This is a genomic window from Mesorhizobium sp. L-2-11 (assembly GCF_016756595.1).
In the GTDB taxonomy this organism is placed as follows: domain Bacteria; phylum Pseudomonadota; class Alphaproteobacteria; order Rhizobiales; family Rhizobiaceae; genus Mesorhizobium.
Window position 1 is genome coordinate 2,921,978 of sequence record NZ_AP023257.1, and the last position, 17,967, is coordinate 2,939,944.

Annotated in this window: 16 protein-coding genes and 1 pseudogene; 13 read left to right on the top strand and 4 right to left on the bottom strand. The window is 62.2% G+C overall.

Features of this window, described 5'->3' with window-relative positions; translation table 11 throughout:
- Nucleotides 1-296 precede the first annotated feature (296 nt).
- From JG739_RS13990 to JG739_RS14010, 5 genes are all read left to right on the top strand, one after another.
- Nucleotides 297-656: a hypothetical protein gene (locus JG739_RS13990; protein WP_202366950.1), complete on the top strand. Its 360-nt coding sequence runs from the start codon at nt 297-299 to the stop codon at nt 654-656.
- Nucleotides 653-2,308: an ABC transporter substrate-binding protein gene (locus JG739_RS13995; RefSeq protein WP_202366951.1), complete on the top strand. Its 1,656-nt coding sequence runs from the start codon at nt 653-655 to the stop codon at nt 2,306-2,308. Before JG739_RS13990 ends, JG739_RS13995 begins: the two co-directional genes overlap by 4 nt.
- Before the next feature lie 224 nt (nt 2,309-2,532).
- Nucleotides 2,533-3,567 (top strand): ABC transporter permease, encoded by a 1,035-nt coding sequence (locus JG739_RS14000; RefSeq protein WP_202366952.1) that lies wholly within the window; start codon nt 2,533-2,535, stop codon nt 3,565-3,567.
- Between the two features lie 12 nt (nt 3,568-3,579).
- Nucleotides 3,580-4,737: an ABC transporter permease gene (locus JG739_RS14005; RefSeq protein ID WP_202366953.1), complete on the top strand. Its 1,158-nt coding sequence runs from the start codon at nt 3,580-3,582 to the stop codon at nt 4,735-4,737.
- A gap of 52 nt (nt 4,738-4,789) precedes the next feature.
- The gene (locus tag JG739_RS14010) at nt 4,790-7,018 is read left to right on the top strand and encodes a dipeptide ABC transporter ATP-binding protein (protein ID WP_202366954.1); all 2,229 of its coding nucleotides are present in this window, start codon (nt 4,790-4,792) and stop codon (nt 7,016-7,018) included.
- A gap of 13 nt (nt 7,019-7,031) precedes the next feature.
- Here JG739_RS14010 and JG739_RS14015 read toward each other — a convergent pair whose 3' ends face one another.
- Nucleotides 7,032-7,622 (bottom strand): transglycosylase SLT domain-containing protein, encoded by a 591-nt coding sequence (locus JG739_RS14015; RefSeq protein WP_202366955.1) that lies wholly within the window; start codon nt 7,620-7,622, stop codon nt 7,032-7,034.
- Between the two features lie 219 nt (nt 7,623-7,841).
- Here JG739_RS14015 and JG739_RS14020 point away from each other — a divergent pair, with 219 nt between their 5' ends.
- Both JG739_RS14020 and JG739_RS14025 read left to right on the top strand, forming a co-directional pair.
- Entirely contained in the window at nt 7,842-9,380 is a 1,539-nt protein-coding gene (locus tag JG739_RS14020; RefSeq protein WP_202366956.1) for a trimethylamine methyltransferase family protein, read from the top strand.
- Between the two features lie 243 nt (nt 9,381-9,623).
- Nucleotides 9,624-9,784: pseudogene (locus tag JG739_RS14025) on the top strand (FAD-dependent oxidoreductase); the annotation flags it as partial.
- Between the two features lie 140 nt (nt 9,785-9,924).
- Here the strand turns inward: JG739_RS14025 and JG739_RS14030 are convergent.
- Nucleotides 9,925-10,701, bottom strand: a complete 777-nt coding sequence (locus JG739_RS14030) for a VOC family protein (protein WP_202366957.1) — start codon at nt 10,699-10,701, stop codon at nt 9,925-9,927.
- A 254-nt stretch (nt 10,702-10,955) separates the two neighbouring features.
- Here JG739_RS14030 and JG739_RS14035 point away from each other — a divergent pair, with 254 nt between their 5' ends.
- The 6 genes from JG739_RS14035 (at nt 10,956) to JG739_RS14060 (ending at nt 16,081) form a co-directional block, all read left to right on the top strand.
- Nucleotides 10,956-12,320, top strand: a complete 1,365-nt coding sequence (locus tag JG739_RS14035) for an NAD(P)-dependent oxidoreductase (protein WP_202366958.1) — start codon at nt 10,956-10,958, stop codon at nt 12,318-12,320.
- Nucleotides 12,321-12,322: 2 nt separating this feature from the next.
- A complete protein-coding gene (preA, locus tag JG739_RS14040; RefSeq protein WP_202366959.1) occupies nt 12,323-13,636 on the top strand; it encodes an NAD-dependent dihydropyrimidine dehydrogenase subunit PreA in 1,314 nt (437 codons plus the stop codon).
- A 415-nt stretch (nt 13,637-14,051) separates the two neighbouring features.
- Nucleotides 14,052-14,570 carry an RrF2 family transcriptional regulator gene (locus tag JG739_RS14045; protein ID WP_202366960.1) on the top strand — a complete coding sequence of 173 codons (519 nt, stop codon included), beginning with the start codon at nt 14,052-14,054 and terminating at the stop codon, nt 14,568-14,570.
- Nucleotides 14,571-14,584: 14 nt separating this feature from the next.
- Nucleotides 14,585-15,043 (top strand): carboxymuconolactone decarboxylase family protein, encoded by a 459-nt coding sequence (locus JG739_RS14050; protein WP_202366961.1) that lies wholly within the window; start codon nt 14,585-14,587, stop codon nt 15,041-15,043.
- Between the two features lie 63 nt (nt 15,044-15,106).
- Entirely contained in the window at nt 15,107-15,484 is a 378-nt protein-coding gene (locus tag JG739_RS14055) for a DoxX family protein (protein WP_202366962.1), read from the top strand.
- A gap of 333 nt (nt 15,485-15,817) precedes the next feature.
- Nucleotides 15,818-16,081 (top strand): hypothetical protein, encoded by a 264-nt coding sequence (locus JG739_RS14060; protein ID WP_202366963.1) that lies wholly within the window; start codon nt 15,818-15,820, stop codon nt 16,079-16,081.
- A gap of 232 nt (nt 16,082-16,313) precedes the next feature.
- Here JG739_RS14060 and JG739_RS14065 read toward each other — a convergent pair whose 3' ends face one another.
- Both JG739_RS14065 and JG739_RS14070 read right to left on the bottom strand, forming a co-directional pair.
- Complete coding sequence (locus JG739_RS14065) at nt 16,314-17,153, bottom strand: SDR family oxidoreductase (RefSeq protein WP_202366964.1); 840 nt, start codon at nt 17,151-17,153, stop codon at nt 16,314-16,316.
- A 107-nt stretch (nt 17,154-17,260) separates the two neighbouring features.
- Nucleotides 17,261-17,890 carry a TetR family transcriptional regulator C-terminal domain-containing protein gene (locus JG739_RS14070; RefSeq protein ID WP_202367463.1) on the bottom strand — a complete coding sequence of 210 codons (630 nt, stop codon included), beginning with the start codon at nt 17,888-17,890 and terminating at the stop codon, nt 17,261-17,263.
- Nucleotides 17,891-17,967 lie beyond the last annotated feature (77 nt).

Sequence of the window (17,967 nt, forward strand, 5' to 3'; positions counted from 1 at the left end):
GCACAGTGATCGTGACTAGCAGCTCTGCACAGTGACTTTGCCAGGTCGGGGCCGATCGGCAGCAACCGCCGGTGGTGTCTGTCAGCCGCCAATCTCGATGGCAAATCGCGACTTTTGTGATTGGCCGAACCACCCATCCTCTTCGTCATCCCAGGGCGAAGCAAGGAGCGAAGCGACGCGCGCAGACCCTGGGATCCATTGCGTGACATCAGCCGAAGAATGCCACGGCTTAGGATAACAACCGACCTGTGGCGATCCTTCGCGCCCCCCTCTGTCCTGCCGGACATCTCCCCCGCGTGGGGGAGATCGGCAGCTTCGCGGACAGCGTCCTTTTTGCAAGGTTGGTGATTGGCGAAATCAGTGATGAAGGCCAATCTCCCCCACGTGGGGGAGATGCCAAGTTTTTGGTAAAGAGGGGCAGGACAGAGGGGGCGCGAAAGATCGCTACGGAACGCTTTTATTCTGAACCGCTGCAGCTCGAACGAAATCTGCCGGGCAATAGCGATTTTGCGCCAAGACTGTCGTTATCACGCGAACTGCTTCCCTTCCAAAGTTGCACATTCCTTGGCATGTTCCCAACCCGTGCCGTTTTTGACATCATGGCCCGGATGCGGAATGGTAAAAGGCAGAAAGCCAACAATGGGAGTTCTCGATGACAATCTACAAGAGTAATGGTGACCGCGTTCCGGATCACATCCATGCAATGGCCGAGGAAGCCAGGGCGGGACGTGTTGATCGCCGCGAGTTTCTCGCTTTGGCCAGTGTCTTCGGCGCGTCCACGGCGATGGCCTATGGCATGCTCGGCCTTGCCGACCCGACGCCGGCGAGAGCGCAGGACGTGCAGGGCAAGAAGGGCGGCATACTGAAGGTCGCTATGTGGATCAAGGATCCGAAGGATCCGCGCAAGGCCGACTGGTCGGAAATCGCCAATGCCGAGCGCCAGGCGATCGAGCCGTTGGTCAAGTACACAAACGAATACACGTTCCGCCCCTATTTGCTCGAGAGCTGGGACGTCAACGACGATGCCACCGAATACACCCTGCATGTGCGCAAGGGCGTCACCTGGAACAACGGCGATCCGTTCACCGCCGACGATGTCATCTTCAACTTCAAGCGTTGGGCCGACAAGAAGGCCGAAGGCAATTCGATGCCCGGTCGTCTCGGCTCGCTGGTAAAGGACGACAAGCTGGATGAGAGCGCCGTCACCAAGGTCGATGATCACACGATCAAGCTGACGCTCAGCACGCCGGATATCGCGCTCATCCCCAACGTATGCGACTATCCCGGCCTCGTCGTCCACAAGACCTTCGACGAAAAGGGCGGCGATTTCAAAGCCTGCCCGATCGGCACCGGCCCATTTGAATTGGTCTCCTACGATGTCGGCCAGAAGGTCGTCTACAAGCGCCGCGAAGACAACAAATGGTGGGACGGCGAGGTCTTTCTCGATGGCATCGAGTTCATCGACTATGGCACCGATCCGGCGGCGATGGTCAGCGCTTTCGAAGCCGGCGAAGTCCATACCAATTTCGAGACGTCGGCCGACTATGTGTCGATCCTCGACGGTGTCGATCTGGTCAAGTCCGAGGTGGTCACCGCTTCGACGATCGTCTGCCGCACCAATGTGACCAACAAGCCTTATGACGATCAGAAGGTTCGCAACGCGCTGCAGCTTGCGGTCGACAACGCTGTCGTCCTGCAGCTCGGCTACGGCAATGCCGGCACAGTTGCCGAAAACCACCATGTCTCGCCAATCCATCCGGAATATTACGAGCTGGCGAAGATTGCTCGCGATCCGGCCAAGGCAAAGGCGCTGATGGCGGAAGCTGGCCAGGCCGACTTCGAGCACGAGCTGATCACGGTCGACGAAGACTGGCACAAGAACACCGGCGATGCGATTGCCGCGCAGATGCGCGACGCCGGCATCAAGGTCAAGCGCACGGTGCTGCCGGGCTCGACCTTCTGGAACGACTGGACCAAATATCCGCTGTCGATGACCAACTGGAACATGCGGCCGCTCGGAGTCCAGGTTCTGGCGATCGGCTATCGCAGCGGTGAAGCCTGGAACGAGACGGCATGGGCGAATGCGGAGTGGGACGCCAAGCTCAACGCGGCGCTCGCTGTCGCCGACCCCGCCAAGCGCAAGGAAATGATGAAGGACATCGAGCAGATCCTGCAGGATTCCGGCATCATCATCCAGCCTTACTGGCGCAAGCTCTACAGCCATTCGGTCGCTGCCGTTAAGAACTACGCCATGCACCCGACCTTCGAGCGCGACTACGGCAAGGTCTGGCTCGACGAGGAGGCCTGATCGGATCGATCGTGGAAGGGGCGGTTCGCCCCTTCCACCCACGCCTTGCATGATCCCACAACCGAAGCTCGGCGCAGCAAAAAACGCGGGCTCTTCGGACAGGGACGTGCAATAAAACAGGGTTGATCGCATTCTGAGGGTCCGTTTGACAGCCAGCTCTGCCGCTTGCGGCTGAACTGGCTCCGAGCCGGCCTCAACCCCAACCAGACCGGCAGGGGACCGCCATGCTTTCTTTCATCCTTCGACGCCTCGGCACCATGGCATTGACGATGCTGTGCCTGACGATGGTCGTGTTCTTCCTGATCAATCTCGACCCCAATCTGAAAAAACTGGCGATCAGCCAGACCGAAATGCACACCTCGGCCGAGCAGCTCGAAGACTGGCTGGTCAACCATGGCTACCGGCAGAATTTCTTCTCCCGCTATGCTCAATGGCTGGGTATCGTGCCCAAACAGCCGGTCACAGATCCGGCAACCGGCAAACCCGCGCGACGTTTTTCCTTCTGCAACGATCCTGTCGAGCCAACATTCTCCGGCGTGCTGCAGGGTGACTTCGGCTGCTCGACCAAGTTCAAGACAACGGTCGCGTCAAAACTTTTCCCGGCGCTTGGCGCCACCGGAATCCTGATGTTCTGGGTGCTTGTGGTGATGGTGCCGATCTCGTTGCTGATCGGCATCCTCGCCGGCATGCGCGAAGGCTCGCGAACCGACCGGACCTTGTCGGTCGCCTCGATCACCTCGACGGCGACGCCCGAATATGTGTCCGGCGTCATTTTCACCGTCATCTTCGCCTCGTGGCTCGGCCTGCTGAACGGTTCGGCGGCTTCCGCCAGCCGGGGCATCACCTTCTACAACTTCACCTTGCCGGTGATGACGCTGGCGATCTATGGCATCGGCTATATCGCCCGCATGACCCGTGCCTCGATGGTCGAGGTGATGACGCAACAATATATCCGCACCGCCCGGTTGAAGGGCCTCTCCTTCGGCAGCGTCGTGGTCAAGCACGCGCTGCGCAACGCGCTGATCGCGCCGTTCACCGTCATCATGCTGCAATTTCCCTGGCTGCTCACCGGCGTCGTCATCGTCGAGGTGATGTTCCGCTACCAGGGGTTTGGCTACACGCTGGTCGAGGCGGCCGGCAACAACGATATCGATCTTTTGCTCGGCTGCTCCCTGGTTTCGGTGTTCATCGTCCTGATCACGCAGCTCATTTCCGATGTCGGCTACGCGTTTCTCAATCCGCGTATCAGAGTTCAATAGGGGATCGAGCGGATGCAGCTTGAATATATCGGCGCCTTCAATGTGGTGCTTGGCGTGCTTGCGCGTTTCTGGCCGGTCTGGATCGCTCTCGTCCTGGTGATGGGGGCGAGCTTCGCCTACAAGAAGAGGCTTGGCCTCTACGGTCAGCTCTTCGACAGCAGCGTCGGCATCGTTGGCGTCGGCATCTGCCTATTCTGGCTGTTCACGGCGATCTTCGCGTCGACCGTCTCGCCGTTCAATCCGCTTGTCCAGATCCCGATCATGAAGGACGCGCTGCCGGGCGCGGTCGAGCCGCAATCGGGACTTGTCTACCTGTTCGGCGGCGACAAGCTTGCCCGCGACGTGTTCAGCCGCATGGTCTACGGCAGCCAGATCGTGCTGATCATCGCGCCGGCGGCGACCGGGTTTGCGCTGATGGTCGGCATCACGCTCGGCCTGCCGGCCGGCTATTATGGCGGCAGGATCGATACGGTGCTGTCATTCCTCGCCAACCTGGTGCTTGCCTTCCCGGTGATCCTGCTGTTCTACCTTCTGGTGACGCCGGGCATCATGGAGACCCCTATACCCTATGCGATGGCCGGCCTGTTCTTCCTGTTCCCGATCATCTTCTTCAGCGTGCTGTTCTGGACGCGCTACAAGAAACGGCCCGACCGCCTTTACATCCTCCTGGGGCTGACGCTGATCGTTGGCGGCTGGGTCTATGCCGGCCTGGTCTTCGATGCCGATCCGTTCAGGATCATCCATATCGATCCCAACCAGCTCAACATCTTCGTGGCGGTGGTGTTCGCCTCCAGCCCCGGCGTGTTCCGCATCGTGCGCGGCCTGGTCATGGACATCAAAACGCGCGACTATGTGGCGGCGGCGCAGACGCGCGGTGAATCGCCCTGGTACATCATGCTGTGGGAGATACTTCCCAATGCGCGCGGGCCGCTGATCGTCGATGCCTGCCTGCGTATCGGCTACACCACGATCCTGCTCGGCACGCTCGGCTATTTCGGCCTCGGTCTGGCGCCCGAGAGCCCGGACTGGGGCACCGCGATCAAGGATGCCAGCCGGCTGCTGCGCTCCTTCATCCATCCGGCGCTGCCGCCGACGATCGCGCTGATGTCGTTCGTGCTGGGCCTAAATCTCTTGGCCGACTCGCTGCGTGAGCAATCGATGAAAGATTGATGGACGGGTTCTCGACCCGATATGCTTGAAAGAACCAGGATTGGAGCGACCCATGAATGAGGCAGTTCGAAATCCGGCAAAGCCGACCAATGGGCCGAACAATGGGCCGATCATCGAGATCGAGAACCTGTCGATCTCCTTCTTCACCCGCAAGGGCGAGATACCGGCCGTCATGGATTTTTCCTGCACGGTGATGCCTGGCGAAGCGATGGGCATCGTCGGCGAATCCGGCTGCGGCAAGTCGACCGTGTCGCTCGGCATCATGCGCGACCTCTCCAACATCGGAAAGATCGTCGGCGGCCGGATAAAGTTCCAGGGCAAGGACATGGGCGAACTGTCCGACGAGGAATTGCGCGCCATCCGCGGCAACAAGATCGCGATGATCTACCAGGAGCCGATGGCCAGCCTGAACCCGGCGATGAAGGTCGGCCAGCAACTGATGGAAGTGCCGCTGATCCACGACAAGGTGTCGAAGGAAGAGGCTTATCGGCGCGCGCTGGAAATGGTGCGCGCGGTCAGGCTGCCCGATCCAGAGCGCATGATGCGCTCGTTTCCGCACCAGCTTTCCGGCGGCCAGCAACAGCGCATCGTCATCGCCATGGCGCTGCTGTCGAAGCCGGCGCTGCTGCTGCTGGACGAGCCGACGACGGCGCTCGACGTGACGGTCGAAGCCGGCATCGTCGACCTGGTCAAGGGGCTCGGCGAGAAGTTCGGCACCTCGATGATCTTCGTGTCGCACAATCTCGGCCTGATCCTGGAAACCTGCGACCGCATCACGGTGATGTATTCGGGCGAAGCGGTGGAGACCGGGAAGATCAAGGACGTTTTCGACCGGATGCGCCATCCCTATACGCAAGGGCTGTTCCGTTCGATCCCGCTGCCCGGCGCCGACAAAAATTCGCGGCCTCTGATCTCAATCCCGGGGCAATTGCCGCTGCCGCACGAGCGGCCGAAGGGCTGCAATTTCGGCCCCCGCTGCCACCATTTCGTCGAGGGCGTCTGCAACGCCGCCGAAATCCCGATGATCGCGGTCGACGGCCATGAAGGCCATTTTTCGCGCTGTGTGCGCTTCAACGAGATCGACTGGGAAGCGCTGCCGCCCGGCGCCAAGAAAGTCAACGAGCGCGTCGAGCCCGGCGCGCCGGTGCTCAAGATCGAGGATCTGAAAAAGTACTACAAGGTCGGCGGCAGCGAGGTGTTCGGCTCGAGCGAGGGCCGTGTCGTCAAGGCCAATGAAACGATCTCCTTCATGGCGCGCGAATCCGAGACCGTCGCCATTGTCGGCGAGTCCGGTTGCGGAAAGTCGACGCTGGCCAAGGTGCTGCTCGGCCTGGAGACGGCAAGCTCCGGCAGCGTGACGCTCGGCAACCAGCAAATCCAGTCGATCGGGGTCGAAAACCGCAGCGTCGAGACGGTGTCGTCGATCCAGATGGTGTTCCAGAATCCGTTCGACACGCTCAACCCCAGCCACACGGTCGGCTCGCAGATCATCCGCACGCTGGAAAAGTTCAATGTCGGCAACACCGTTGCCGATCGCCGCCAGCGCATGCTGGAACTGCTCGACCTGGTGAAGTTGCCGCGGGCGTTCGAGACCCGCAAGCCGCGCCAGCTTTCAGGCGGCCAGAAGCAACGCATCGGCGTGGCGCGGGCCTTTGCCGGCGACGCCAAGGTGGTGGTTGCCGACGAGCCGGTTTCGGCGCTCGACGTGTCGGTGCAGGCGGCGGTGACCGAGCTGTTGATGGACATCCAGCGCAAGAACAAGACGACGATGTTGTTCATCAGCCACGACCTGTCGGTGGTGCGCTACATCGCCGACCGCGTCGTCGTCATGTATCTCGGCTATATCGTCGAGCAGGGCACGACCGACCAGATCTTTTCGCCGCCCTATCATCCCTATACCGAGGCGCTGCTGTCGGCGATCCCGATCGCCGACACCAGCGTGATCAAGAAGCACATCGTGCTCGAAGGCGACATCCCGTCGGCGATGAACCCGCCAACCGGCTGCCCGTTCCAGACCCGCTGCGGCTACAAGAAGCTCGTGCCGGACAATCTTTGCGAGACGCAGGTGCCGCCGGTGAAGAATCTCGGCGACGGTCATATGAGCCTGTGCTGGCTTGCCGACGACGTGCTGGCGAAAATGGAGCCGGTGATCAAGTTCGACAAGGAGCATGCCGCCAATGAAGGCGTGCCGGACGACGCGCCGCAGGGCGTCGGTCCGGGCTTTGCCGGCGCCCCGCCGCAGCGTCCACACGGCAAGAGGCCGAAGCTGACGGACGGTTAGGTCCGTGGCGCCGTCAAGGCGCGCAGTGGCGTAGCTGCGCGGCGTAGTCCCGAGCCATCTGCTCGGTGGCCCGCGCATAGCGCTGCACGCCGGCATCGCCGCGGTTGCCGCGGCCATAGGCCGTCCAGCCGAGATAATAGGCGAGATAGAGATTGTAGGTGTCGTTGCGGGCGACGCCGAGCGTGTCTGATGTCTTGGAATGATACCAGCCGACGAAATCGACGGCATCGGCGAAGCTGGTGCGGCGCGCCGCCCAGCTGCCGGTCTCGCTCTGATATTGCGCCCAGGTGCCGTCAAGCGCCTGCGAGAAGCCGGTGGCGCTGGAGACGCGTTTCCAGGGAATGAAGCCGAGCAGCTTCTTGCGCGGCGGCCTGGCGTTGCTCTTGAAGCCGGATTCCTTGCGCACCGTCGCCATCAGCACGGGAACCGGCACGCCGTGCTTGCGTTCGGCGCGTTCGGCCGCCGCCTGCCAGTTGTCGAACCAACCGTCATTCTGGTGGAACACGGCGCAGACATCATTGATATGGTTTGGCGGCGTCGCGCAGGCCGACAGCGCCAGCAGCACGGTAACGGCTACAATTTTACTAAAACTCGACCTGCCCATTGGAAGAGGATTAGGCCGAAAACATAAAAGGAATCTTGCTGCGTTCCTTAACGGATCCATCGGCTGCTTTGCCCGGGGCATAGCGAGGATAGATATTCCGACATTTTCCGTCGCTTTTGTCGGCACGAAATTGTCAAAATGCCGCCTTGGCTAAAATCGCGCCCGCAGGTGGCGGATTTCTGACAGCCCGATCGTCGTGCCGGCGCTTTGATGCGCCGCATGAACGAACCGAGACGCAAGCGCGGCGCCGAGCGAACCAGCAACAGGGGGCCGGCCGCCATTCCGCAACTGCCGTTGCGCCGCGTGACAAATCCCTATCCGCCAATGGCGATTCTCTCGGCCGACCAGATCGAGGCGATCCACCAGGCGTCGATGCACATTCTGGAGAATTTCGGCATCGAGGTGATGAGCCCGCGGGCTCTTTCGCTGTTCGAGAAGGCCGGCGCCAAGGTCGATCATGCGTCGATGACTGTCCGCATCGACCACGGCATGGTCGACGAGGCACTGAAGACGACGCGATCGAGCTATAGGCTGACGCCGCGCAACCCGGTCCGTGCCGTTCATCTCGGCGGCAACACCATCAATTTCACGCTCGTCGCCGGACCGCCCAACGTGCATGACATGGAACGCGGCCGGCGCGCCGGCAATTTGCGCGACTATTGCGATCTCACCCGGCTGGCGCAGCATTTCAACTGCATCCACATGCTCGGCAACCAGGTCTGCGCGCCGGTGGAACTGCCGGCCAATTCGCGCCATCTCGATACCTACTTCGCCAATCTGACGCTGACCGACAAGAGTTTTCACGTCTCGGCGATCGGCCGCGGCAGGGCGCTCGACGGCATCGAAATGATGGCGATTTCGCGGGGCTTGAGCCTCGACCAGATGTGCGAAGATCCCGGCGTCACCACCATCATTTCGGTCAACTCGCCGCGCCGCTTCGACGAAATGATGGCCGAAGGGTTGATGACCATGGCCGAGTTCGGCCAATCGGTCGCGGTGACGCCGTTCACGCTGATGGGCGCGATGAGCCCGGTGACGCTTGCCGGCGCGCTGGCGCAACAGAACGCCGAGGCGCTGTTCGGCGTGGTCTTGACGCAGCTTGTCCGCCCCGGCGCCCCGGTCATGTATGGCGCCTTCACCTCCAATGTCGACATGAAGTCCGGTGCGCCGGCCTTCGGCACGCCGGAGAACACCAAGGCCAACATCGCCTCCGGGCAATTGGCGCGGCGCTACGGACTGCCCTACCGGACGACGCCGGGCTCGGCCTCCAACGCCGCCGACGCGCAAGGCGCCTATGAGACTCTGATGGCGCTGTGGGGCGCGGTGCTCGGCCATGGCAATCTCGTCTACCACGCAGCCGGCTGGCAGGAGGGCGGGCTGACAGCATCGTTCGAAAAGTTCATCATCGATGTCGAGATGATCCAGCACATGATGGAGTTTTTGCGCCCGATCGAAGTCAACGAGGCGGAACTCGCCGTCGAGGCGCTGGGTGCGGTGCCGACCGGCGGCCATTTCTTCGGCGAGCCGCACACGCTGGAGCGCTATGCCACCGCCTTTTACCAGCCGATGCTCTCCAATTGGCAGAACTACGAGGCCTGGCAGGAGGCCGGCGGGCTAGACACCACGGCGCGCGCGACGCGGCTGTGGAAGAAAGCGATCGAAGATCATGTCGAGCCGACGATGGATATTGCGGTGCGCGAGGCGCTGGAGGCGTATGTGGCCAGGCGCAGGCAAGTGATCGGGCAGGGCGAGCCGTGATGCTTCGTTGTGCGCCTGCGAGGACCCCCCTCTGGCCTGCCGGCCATCTCCCCCACTTGGGGGGAGATTGGCAGCTTCAATGCCGCCGCCCTCTTTTCAACGTTGGTGATTGGCGAAGGAGAACGTGACAGCCAATCTCCCCCCTTGAGGGGGAGATGGCCGGCAGGCCAGAGGGGGGTGGCCCCGCTCCTCCCGCACTGATTCATCTCACCCCTCCAACTCCCTGAAATAACGAGAAAATCCATGAAATCGCATGCTAGGTCGTGGTCATTGGCGGCGTCGTCGTCGGCTGTTCGGTGCTGTTCCATCTCGCCCTTCACGGCTGGACCGACATTGTGCTTGTGGAGCGCGACGAACTGACTTCCGGCTCGACCTGGCATGCGCCCGGCGGCATGCATACGATCGTGGAGGCTACCCAAAATGCGCGGGGTCGGCGGGACAGCGCCCCCCTCTGTCCTGCCGGACAGTCCGGCAGGACAGAGGGGGGCGCCGTAGAGCGCCAACCGCGACAAACAAAACGCCCTTCGGGTTACGCCTGGCCCAGCTACCGCACCGGCGCCGTCAGCGCGAAATGAGCACCCTGCGGATCCGTGCACATCACGATCCAGCCGCCACCGGGAACCTCCATCGGTCCCATCAGGATCTTGCCGCCATTGTCGGTGACGCGCTTGGCCGCCGCGTCGATTGCGGGAGCATTGAAATAGAACTGCCAGACCGGCACCGGAACCTGCTCGGGCTTGTTCATCATGCCGCCGATGGGTTCGCCGCCGGCGGCAAACAGCTGGTAGGTGCCCATCGACCCCATATCCATGGCGTCGCCCTTGGTCCAGCCGAATTGCCCGGCATAGAAATCGAACGCGGCGCGCCAGTCGGTCGTGTACAGTTCATGCCAGCCGATATGGCCGGGAGTGGTAGCCGGCACCGGCGGCTGGTCAGGGCCATCAGGCTGCAGGAAGTTGAAGACCGCGCCTTGCGGATCGGCGACGACCGCAAAGCGGCCGACGCCCGGAATGTCATCGGGTTCGCGATGAACCGCACCGCCGGCCTGCTTCAGCGATTTCGTCGAGGCGTCGACGTCGCTGGTATGGATGTAGCCGATCCAGGCCGGCGGCATACCCGCCTTGCGCACTTCGTCCGGCTGCGTCATCAGCCCTGCAACGCCGCGCTCACCGACATTCATCACGATATAGCGCGGCATGCCGGGCGCGCCGTCGAAGGGCTGCGCCTTCCAGCCGACCACGTCGGTGTAGAACGCTTCGGCAGCGTCGAGATCGGTGGTCATCAGCTCGTACCAGAAGAAGGACGTCGGGGATTTTGGCATTGTCGTGCTCCTTGGGGTTTCCAGTCATCGATCATGCGTGATCCATCTAGGACGATCTTCGCGACGGAATTCCGACAGCCAGGCGAAAAGACCAGGAGATGCGTGCCAAGTGATCGCGCGTGAAGCTCCAAAACATGAGTATGGTTATCATGTTTTTATCTTGGCTTTTCAGCAGCTTGGCTGAAAATTGACCAATTGATAAAAAAACAAAACGTGCTAGCCTTCGCCAAAACAACAAGGAATGGGGAAGCGGAATGGCGACTGGTCATTTCAAGCAGGGCATTGCCGGCGGCCGGCTTTCGCCCGAGCAATATGCCGAGAATTTTTCCGACCTGCATCCGCCGCTCGATCATCACGAGGCGCTGGTCGAGTCCGATCGCTGCTATTTCTGCTATGACGCGCCGTGCATGAACGCATGCCCGACGTCGATCGACATCCCGCTGTTCATCCGCCAGATATCGACCGGCAATCCGATCGGCGCGGCCAGGACGATTTTCGACCAGAACATTTTGGGCGGCATGTGCGCCCGCGTCTGCCCGACCGAGACGCTGTGCGAAGAGGTCTGCGTGCGCGAAGTGGCGGAAGGCAAGCCGGTGCAGATCGGCCGTCTGCAGCGTTATGCCACCGATGTCGCGATGGCCGAGAACAAGCAGTTTTATGCGCGCGCCGCCCCGACGGGCAAGACGATCGCCGTGGTCGGCGCTGGACCGGCCGGGCTTGCCGCCGCCCATCGGCTTGCCCGCCATGGTCATGACGTGACCATTCTCGAGGCTCGCCCGAAAGCCGGCGGTCTCAATGAATATGGCATTGCCGCCTACAAGAGCATCGACAATTTCGCTCAGGCGGAGGTCGACTATATCATTTCGATCGGCGGCATCGACATCCAGAACGGCAAGGCGCTTGGCCGCGACTACCAACTGTCGGACCTCACCAGGAATTACGATGCGGTGTTCCTCGGCATGGGGCTTGGCGGCGTCAACGCGCTCAGCGCCGACGGCGAGGACGCGCAAGGCGTCACCAATGCGGTTGAGTTCATTGCGGAGCTTCGCCAGGCCAGCGATCTTGCCAACCTGCCGGTTGGCCGGCGCGTCGTCGTCATCGGCGGCGGCATGACGGCGATCGACGCTGCGGTGCAATCAAAGCTGCTCGGCGCCGAAGAGGTGACGATCTGCTATCGGCGCGGCCAGGAGCACATGAACGCCTCCGAATTCGAGCAGGACCTGGCCGCCGCCAACGGTGTCATCATCCGTCACTGGCTGCAGCCGAAGCGGGTCATTACCGAAGGCGGCAGGGTGTCGGGCATCGAACTCGAATATACGGCGATGGAGGGCGACAAGCTGGTCGGCACCGGCGAGCGGCTGACGCTCACCGCCGACCAGGTGTTCAAGGCGATCGGCCAGAGCTTTGTCCCGGCTGCGCTCAACGGCAGTGGCGCCTTGCTGGCGCTGGAAGCCGGCCGCATCAAGGTCGATGCCGAGGGCCGCACCTCGCTGCCAAACGTCTGGGCCGGCGGCGACTGCATCTATGGCGGCGACGACCTGACAGTTTCCGCCGTCGCGCAAGGCCGCGACGCGGCCGAATCGATCCACCGGGCACTGACCTCGAACGGGAGGGCATGAGCATGGCAGATATCAGAAACAATTTCGTCGGCATCAAATCGCCGAATCCGTTCTGGCTGGCCTCGGCGCCGCCGACCGACAAGGCCTACAACGTCATCCGCGCCTTCAGGGCGGGCTGGGGCGGCGTTGTCTGGAAGACGTTGGGCGAAGAGGGGCCGCCGGTGGTCAATGTCAACGGCCCGCGCTATGGCGCGATCTGGGGCGCCGACCGCCGCCTGCTCGGCTTGAACAACATCGAGCTGATCACCGACCGCGACTTGCAGGTCAATCTGCGCGAGATCAAGCAGGTCAAGATGGACTGGCCCGACCGCGCCATCGTCGTCTCGCTGATGGTGCCTTGCGAGGAGCATGCGTGGAAGGCGATCCTGCCGGTGGTCGAGGAGACCGGGGCCGATGGCATCGAGCTTAATTTCGGCTGCCCGCACGGCATGTCGGAACGCGGCATGGGTTCCGCCGTCGGCCAGGTGCCGGAATACATCGAAATGGTGGTGCGCTGGTGCAAGGCCAACACCCGCATGCCTGTCATCACCAAGCTGACGCCGAACATCACAGACATACGCAAGCCGGCGCGTGCCGCCCTTGCCGGCGGCACCGACGCGGTGTCGCTGATCAACACCATCAATTCGATCACCGGCGTCAATCTCGATAGTTTCGCGCCGGAACCGACGATCGACGGCAAGGGTTCGCATGGCGGCTATTGCGGTCCGGCGGTGAAGCCGATCGCCATGAACATGGTGGCCGAGATCGCCCGCGATTCGGAAACGCACGGCTTGCCGATCTCCGGCATCGGCGGCATCACCACCTGGCGCGACGCTGCCGAATTCATGGCGCTCGGCGCCGGCAATGTGCAGGTGTGCACGGCGGCGATGACTTATGGCTTCAAGATCGTGCAGGAGATGATCGCCGGCCTCGAAAACTGGATGGACGAGAAGGGCCATGCCTCGCTCGACGACATCGTCGGCCGCGCCACGCCCAACGTCACCGACTGGCAGTATCTCAACCTCAACTACGTCGCCAAGGCGCATATCGACCAGGAGGCCTGCATCAAATGCGGCCGCTGCCACATCGCCTGCGAGGACACCTCGCACCAGGCGATCACCAGCATGGTCGACGGCGTCAGGCATTTCGAGGTGATCGAGGCCGAATGCGTCGGCTGCAACCTCTGCGTCAATGTCTGTCCTGTCGAGAACTGCATCACCATGGAGCCGCTGGCGGCCGGCGTGATCGACCAGCGCACCGGCAGGCCGGTGTCGCCGGTCTACGCCAACTGGACAACGCATCCGAACAACCCGATGGCCAAGGTGGCCGCGGAATAGCGACGGGCGAGGCGGTCGTTCAAATGGACCTCATTGGGAAGAGGAATCGCTGAGCGCCAAGCGCGGCGGCCCCGCAGGACTGGGTTCCTCGCCCCACAAAGTGGGGAGAGGTGGCCCGGCGAAGCCGGGACGGAGAGGGGCCCTGCGGCGGCTGGGAACTGTTCAAGGCTCCTGATGGCCCATTATGCTCGCGCCCCATCCTTCACCGGTTCTGGCTTCGCGACTGTCGTCCCCCTATCCGTCCCGGCTTCGCCGGGCCACCTCTCCCCCGCTCCGCGGGGGCGAGGAACCCAAGTCCTGCAGTGGCGCCCGCAGGGCAATAAAGGGGCGGCGCACCCGCCAAAGTGGGACATTTCTTAATTGCGGATAAAATTTATCCACGATAAGATATATCTATGAATTGGGACTCAGAACAATGAAGCTGGGCGAGGGCGTTGAAGCGGCCATCCACTGCGCCGCAATGCTTGCCGGCGTCGGAGGCGCGGCGACCATGCCGGGTGCGGCCATGGCGGAAGCTTTCGGCGTGTCGCCGAGCTATCTGCTCAAGCATCTCAACGCGCTGACGGCGTCGGGTATCCTGGAATCGGTGCCGGGGCCATCGGGCGGTTACCGGCTGGCGCGGCCGGCCGAGCGCATAACGCTGCTCGACATCGTGCTCGCCGTGGAAGGACGCGAACCGGCCTTCCGCTGCGGCGAAATCCGTCAGCGCGGGCCGGCCAGGCTCGATGCCTCGGCCTATGTCAAGCCCTGCGGCATCAGCGTCGCGATGCTGAAGGCCGAGCGCGCCTACCGCGCCGCTCTTGCCGAGGCCCGGCTGTCCGACATCGTGGCGGAATATTTGAGCGATGCCGATCCCCGTTCGGTCGCCGCCAACTGCGCCTTTGTCGAGCGCCATCAGCGACCGCAGAAATCGAGTTCAACCAAGCAAAAGTGAAAGGCAAAAAGACGATGAAGCAGAGGCTGCAATTCTTCGGCGCGGCGCCGGAAATCATGAAGGCGGTATCGGCGGTCAACAAGGCGGTCGACGAGTGCGGGCTGGAGGCAAGCCTGCTGCATCTGATCAAGCTGCGGGCGTCGCAGATCAATGGCTGTTCCTATTGCGTCGAAATGCACAGCCGCGAGGCGCGCCATGACGGCGAGACCGAACAGCGGCTTTATCTCGTCTCCGCCTGGAAGGAATCGCCGCTGTTTTCCGAGCGCGAACGCGCCGCCTTCGCGTGGACCGACGTGGTGACGAAGATCGCCGACAGCGGCGTGCCGGACGATCTCTACGCAAAAACGCTTGAACACTTCTCGGAAGAGGAACTGGTCAAGCTGTCCGTAGCGATCGGCATGATCAACACCTGGAACCGGCTCTGCGTTCCCTTCCAAGCCATTCATCCGGTAGCCGCGGCCAAGGCCGCCTGAGCGGACGAAACTGGATGCGCGGCCTTCAACGCCGCGGTCTCTTTTTGCTTTGGGATCAAGACCATGTTGTCGAATTTTGAGAATGAGATTCTTCTTGCCGCACGCCTGCTGCTTGGCGGCGCTTTTGTCTTTGCCGGCCTGCGCAACATCCAGAATGCAGGCTTCCTGACCCAACTGATGACGACGCGAGGCGTGCCGCAGGCGCGGCCGATGCTGTGGCTGGGGATCGTCCTGCAGGTTGTTTCCGGAGCGCTGGTGATATCAGGTGTCTGGACCGCAGCCGCCGCTCTGTGCCTGGTACTGTTCCTAATTGTCGCCACCCCGATGTTCCACAATTTCTGGGATCATCAGGGGTCCGAGCGCGCGTCGCGCATCAACGGCTTTGTCGGCAACGTGGCGTTGACCGGGGGATTTCTAGCGCTGATGGGCCAGGCGCTTTAAGGAGAATCGCCCAGCCGATATGGTATGAATTGTCATCTGCGCATTAATCGCTCCGTTGCGATTGCCTCGTATGATTGGCTCAGTTTCGTTTCTCGGAGCCTTTATGGAGCAAAGCTGGAATAGCTTCTGGGGAAGCGTTTCGCAGGCTTTCACCTCGCGCTCTCGCCGCTTCGGGCGCTTGCCGAAACATTCGGCTATTTTCCGAGCGATATCCAACTCTGGTGCTTCGTCTGCGGTCTCTTTTTCCTGGTGCTTGTCGTTCCCCACACCTACGGCGATCTCGTGCTTCGGCACCGTCGCGTCTATGTGACAGGCAAGGTGGTGGAGATAAAGATGTCGGACGACTCGCCCAGGACGCCGACCATCGAATTCGCCGATCGCCTCGGCAAGATCTGGCGCTTTGAATCGCATTTGCCCGTCAATAACATGACCGGTTCGGTCGGAGCGGCGGTAAAGGTCATGTATGACCCGCTGCATCCGAACCTGGCACGGGAAGTGGGGCGGCCGATCATGAAGGCAGCCCATACGGCGGTATGGTATGCCATTATCGTCGGGCTCATGGCGCTGGCCTTCTGGCCCGGCCTGACGTCCGATTGAGCCTTTTCGAACAGCGTGCGATACCGCTCGTTTTATGCATGTCGTTATCCTACCGCTGCGCACCCTCGGGTCAAAGCCCGACGGCAGGTTGTGGGTGACATGCACTATGCGGCAATCGATAGCCCAGCCCCGCCAAGGCAGCGCCATGCACCCTTGAGCCGGTGATGGTCGCCTTCATACCCGGGCCAAGCAGCTTCCGCGCCGAGCCGCCGACGATCACGGCATTTCTCAGTCATGAATGCCGTTCCTTCGATATCGGGGAGGGGAGCCCGACGAGGTCAAGGCTCAATGTCCGCAATTGCTGCCTTGCCTTTGCGTCATAGGCCTGCGGATCGGCGCGAGATTCCCTCTGGCCGTCGAAATAGAGGCCGCTCCGCCCTTCGAGCGCGGGCGACGTGGCAAGGTTGAGGATGGCGTCGGCGCCGGTCTCGACCGAGTTCCAAGGCATGATGGCTGCCTGCCGGACCATGGTGGTGTTCATGTAGCTTGCCGGATGCAGGCTGTTGACGGTGACGCCCGTGTTCTTAAGTTCCTGCGCCAGATCGATGGTGAACATGATCTGCGCCAGCTTGCTCTGGCAGTAAGCGCGCACGCCGTCGTAGTTGCGGGTCAGCATGACATCGTCGAAATCGATCGCCTGCTGGCCGGCCGAGGCGACGTTGACGATGCGCGCCGGCGCGCTCGCCTTGAGCAGCGGCAGAAGCTCTGAGGTGAGCAGGAAGCCGGCGAGATAGTTGACGGCAAAGCGCAGCTCGTAGCCGTCGGCGCTGACCTGTCGTTTGGTGCCTGCGGTACCGATGCCGGCGTTGTTGATGAGAATGTCGAGTCGGTCGGTCCTGGCGTGCACGGCCTCGGCGAGGCGGCGGACCTCGGCCAGGGACGAGAGGTCGGCGACGAGAAGCTCGGCCTTGCCGCCGGCGGCTTCGATCTCGGCGACCGTCGCCTTGCCCCGTGTCGCATCGCGACCATGCACCAGGACCCGCGCGCCATCGGCGCCGAGCCTTTGCGCGACGACGCGGCCGACGCCGTCGGTCGACCCGGTGATGAGGACGGTCTTGTCTTTCAGTTCCATGCTCGGAGCCTCCATGTCATTGCTCTGAGTGGAAGATGGGACGTCCGGCACCGGTCAAACAGGTCAAACTTTATCGCAGCGCAGACCCCAGGATGACGAAACGAGAATTAGCCCTTTGGCTTCAACCCGTCGATGAACAATTGTTCGAGAAACCTTGCCGCGTCCTCGAAGCGGCCGTCGCCGCCGCGGTCGGGGCCGAGCACGGCGCGGACCTGAACGTCGAAATCGGCATAGTGCTGCGTCGTCGCCCAGATCGAGAAGATCAGGTGCCAGGGGTCGGTGGGCGCGATCTTGCCGGCGCGCATCCAGCCCTTGATGACGGCGGCCTTCTCGTCGACCAGCGTCTTCAGCTCGCCTTCCAGCATCGGCATGATGCGCGGCGCGCCCTGCAGGATCTCGTTGGCGAACAGCCGGCTTTCCCTGGGGAAATCGCGCGCCATTTCGAGTTTGCGCCTGATATAGCTGCGCAACTCGGTCAGCGGGTCGCCGATGTCGTCGAGTTCGCGCAGCGGCGCCAGCCAGGTATCCAGAAGCCGCTGCATCAGCGTCTCGTGGATATCCTCCTTGCGGCGGAAATAGTAGAGCAGGTTCGGCTTAGACATGCCGGCGGCTTCGGCGATCTGGTCGATGGTCGAGCCGCGAAAGCCGTTGGTCGAGAACACCTCGAGCGCCGCCTCCAGGATCAGCTCGCGCTTTTCCTGCTGGATGCGGGTACGGCGAGGAACGGGAATTCCCATGTCGGCCGTCACTGCGGCATAGCCTGGGTTGGAGAGCCATCTGGACCAATTCTCTGGACCAGTTTTTCTCCGGCCTG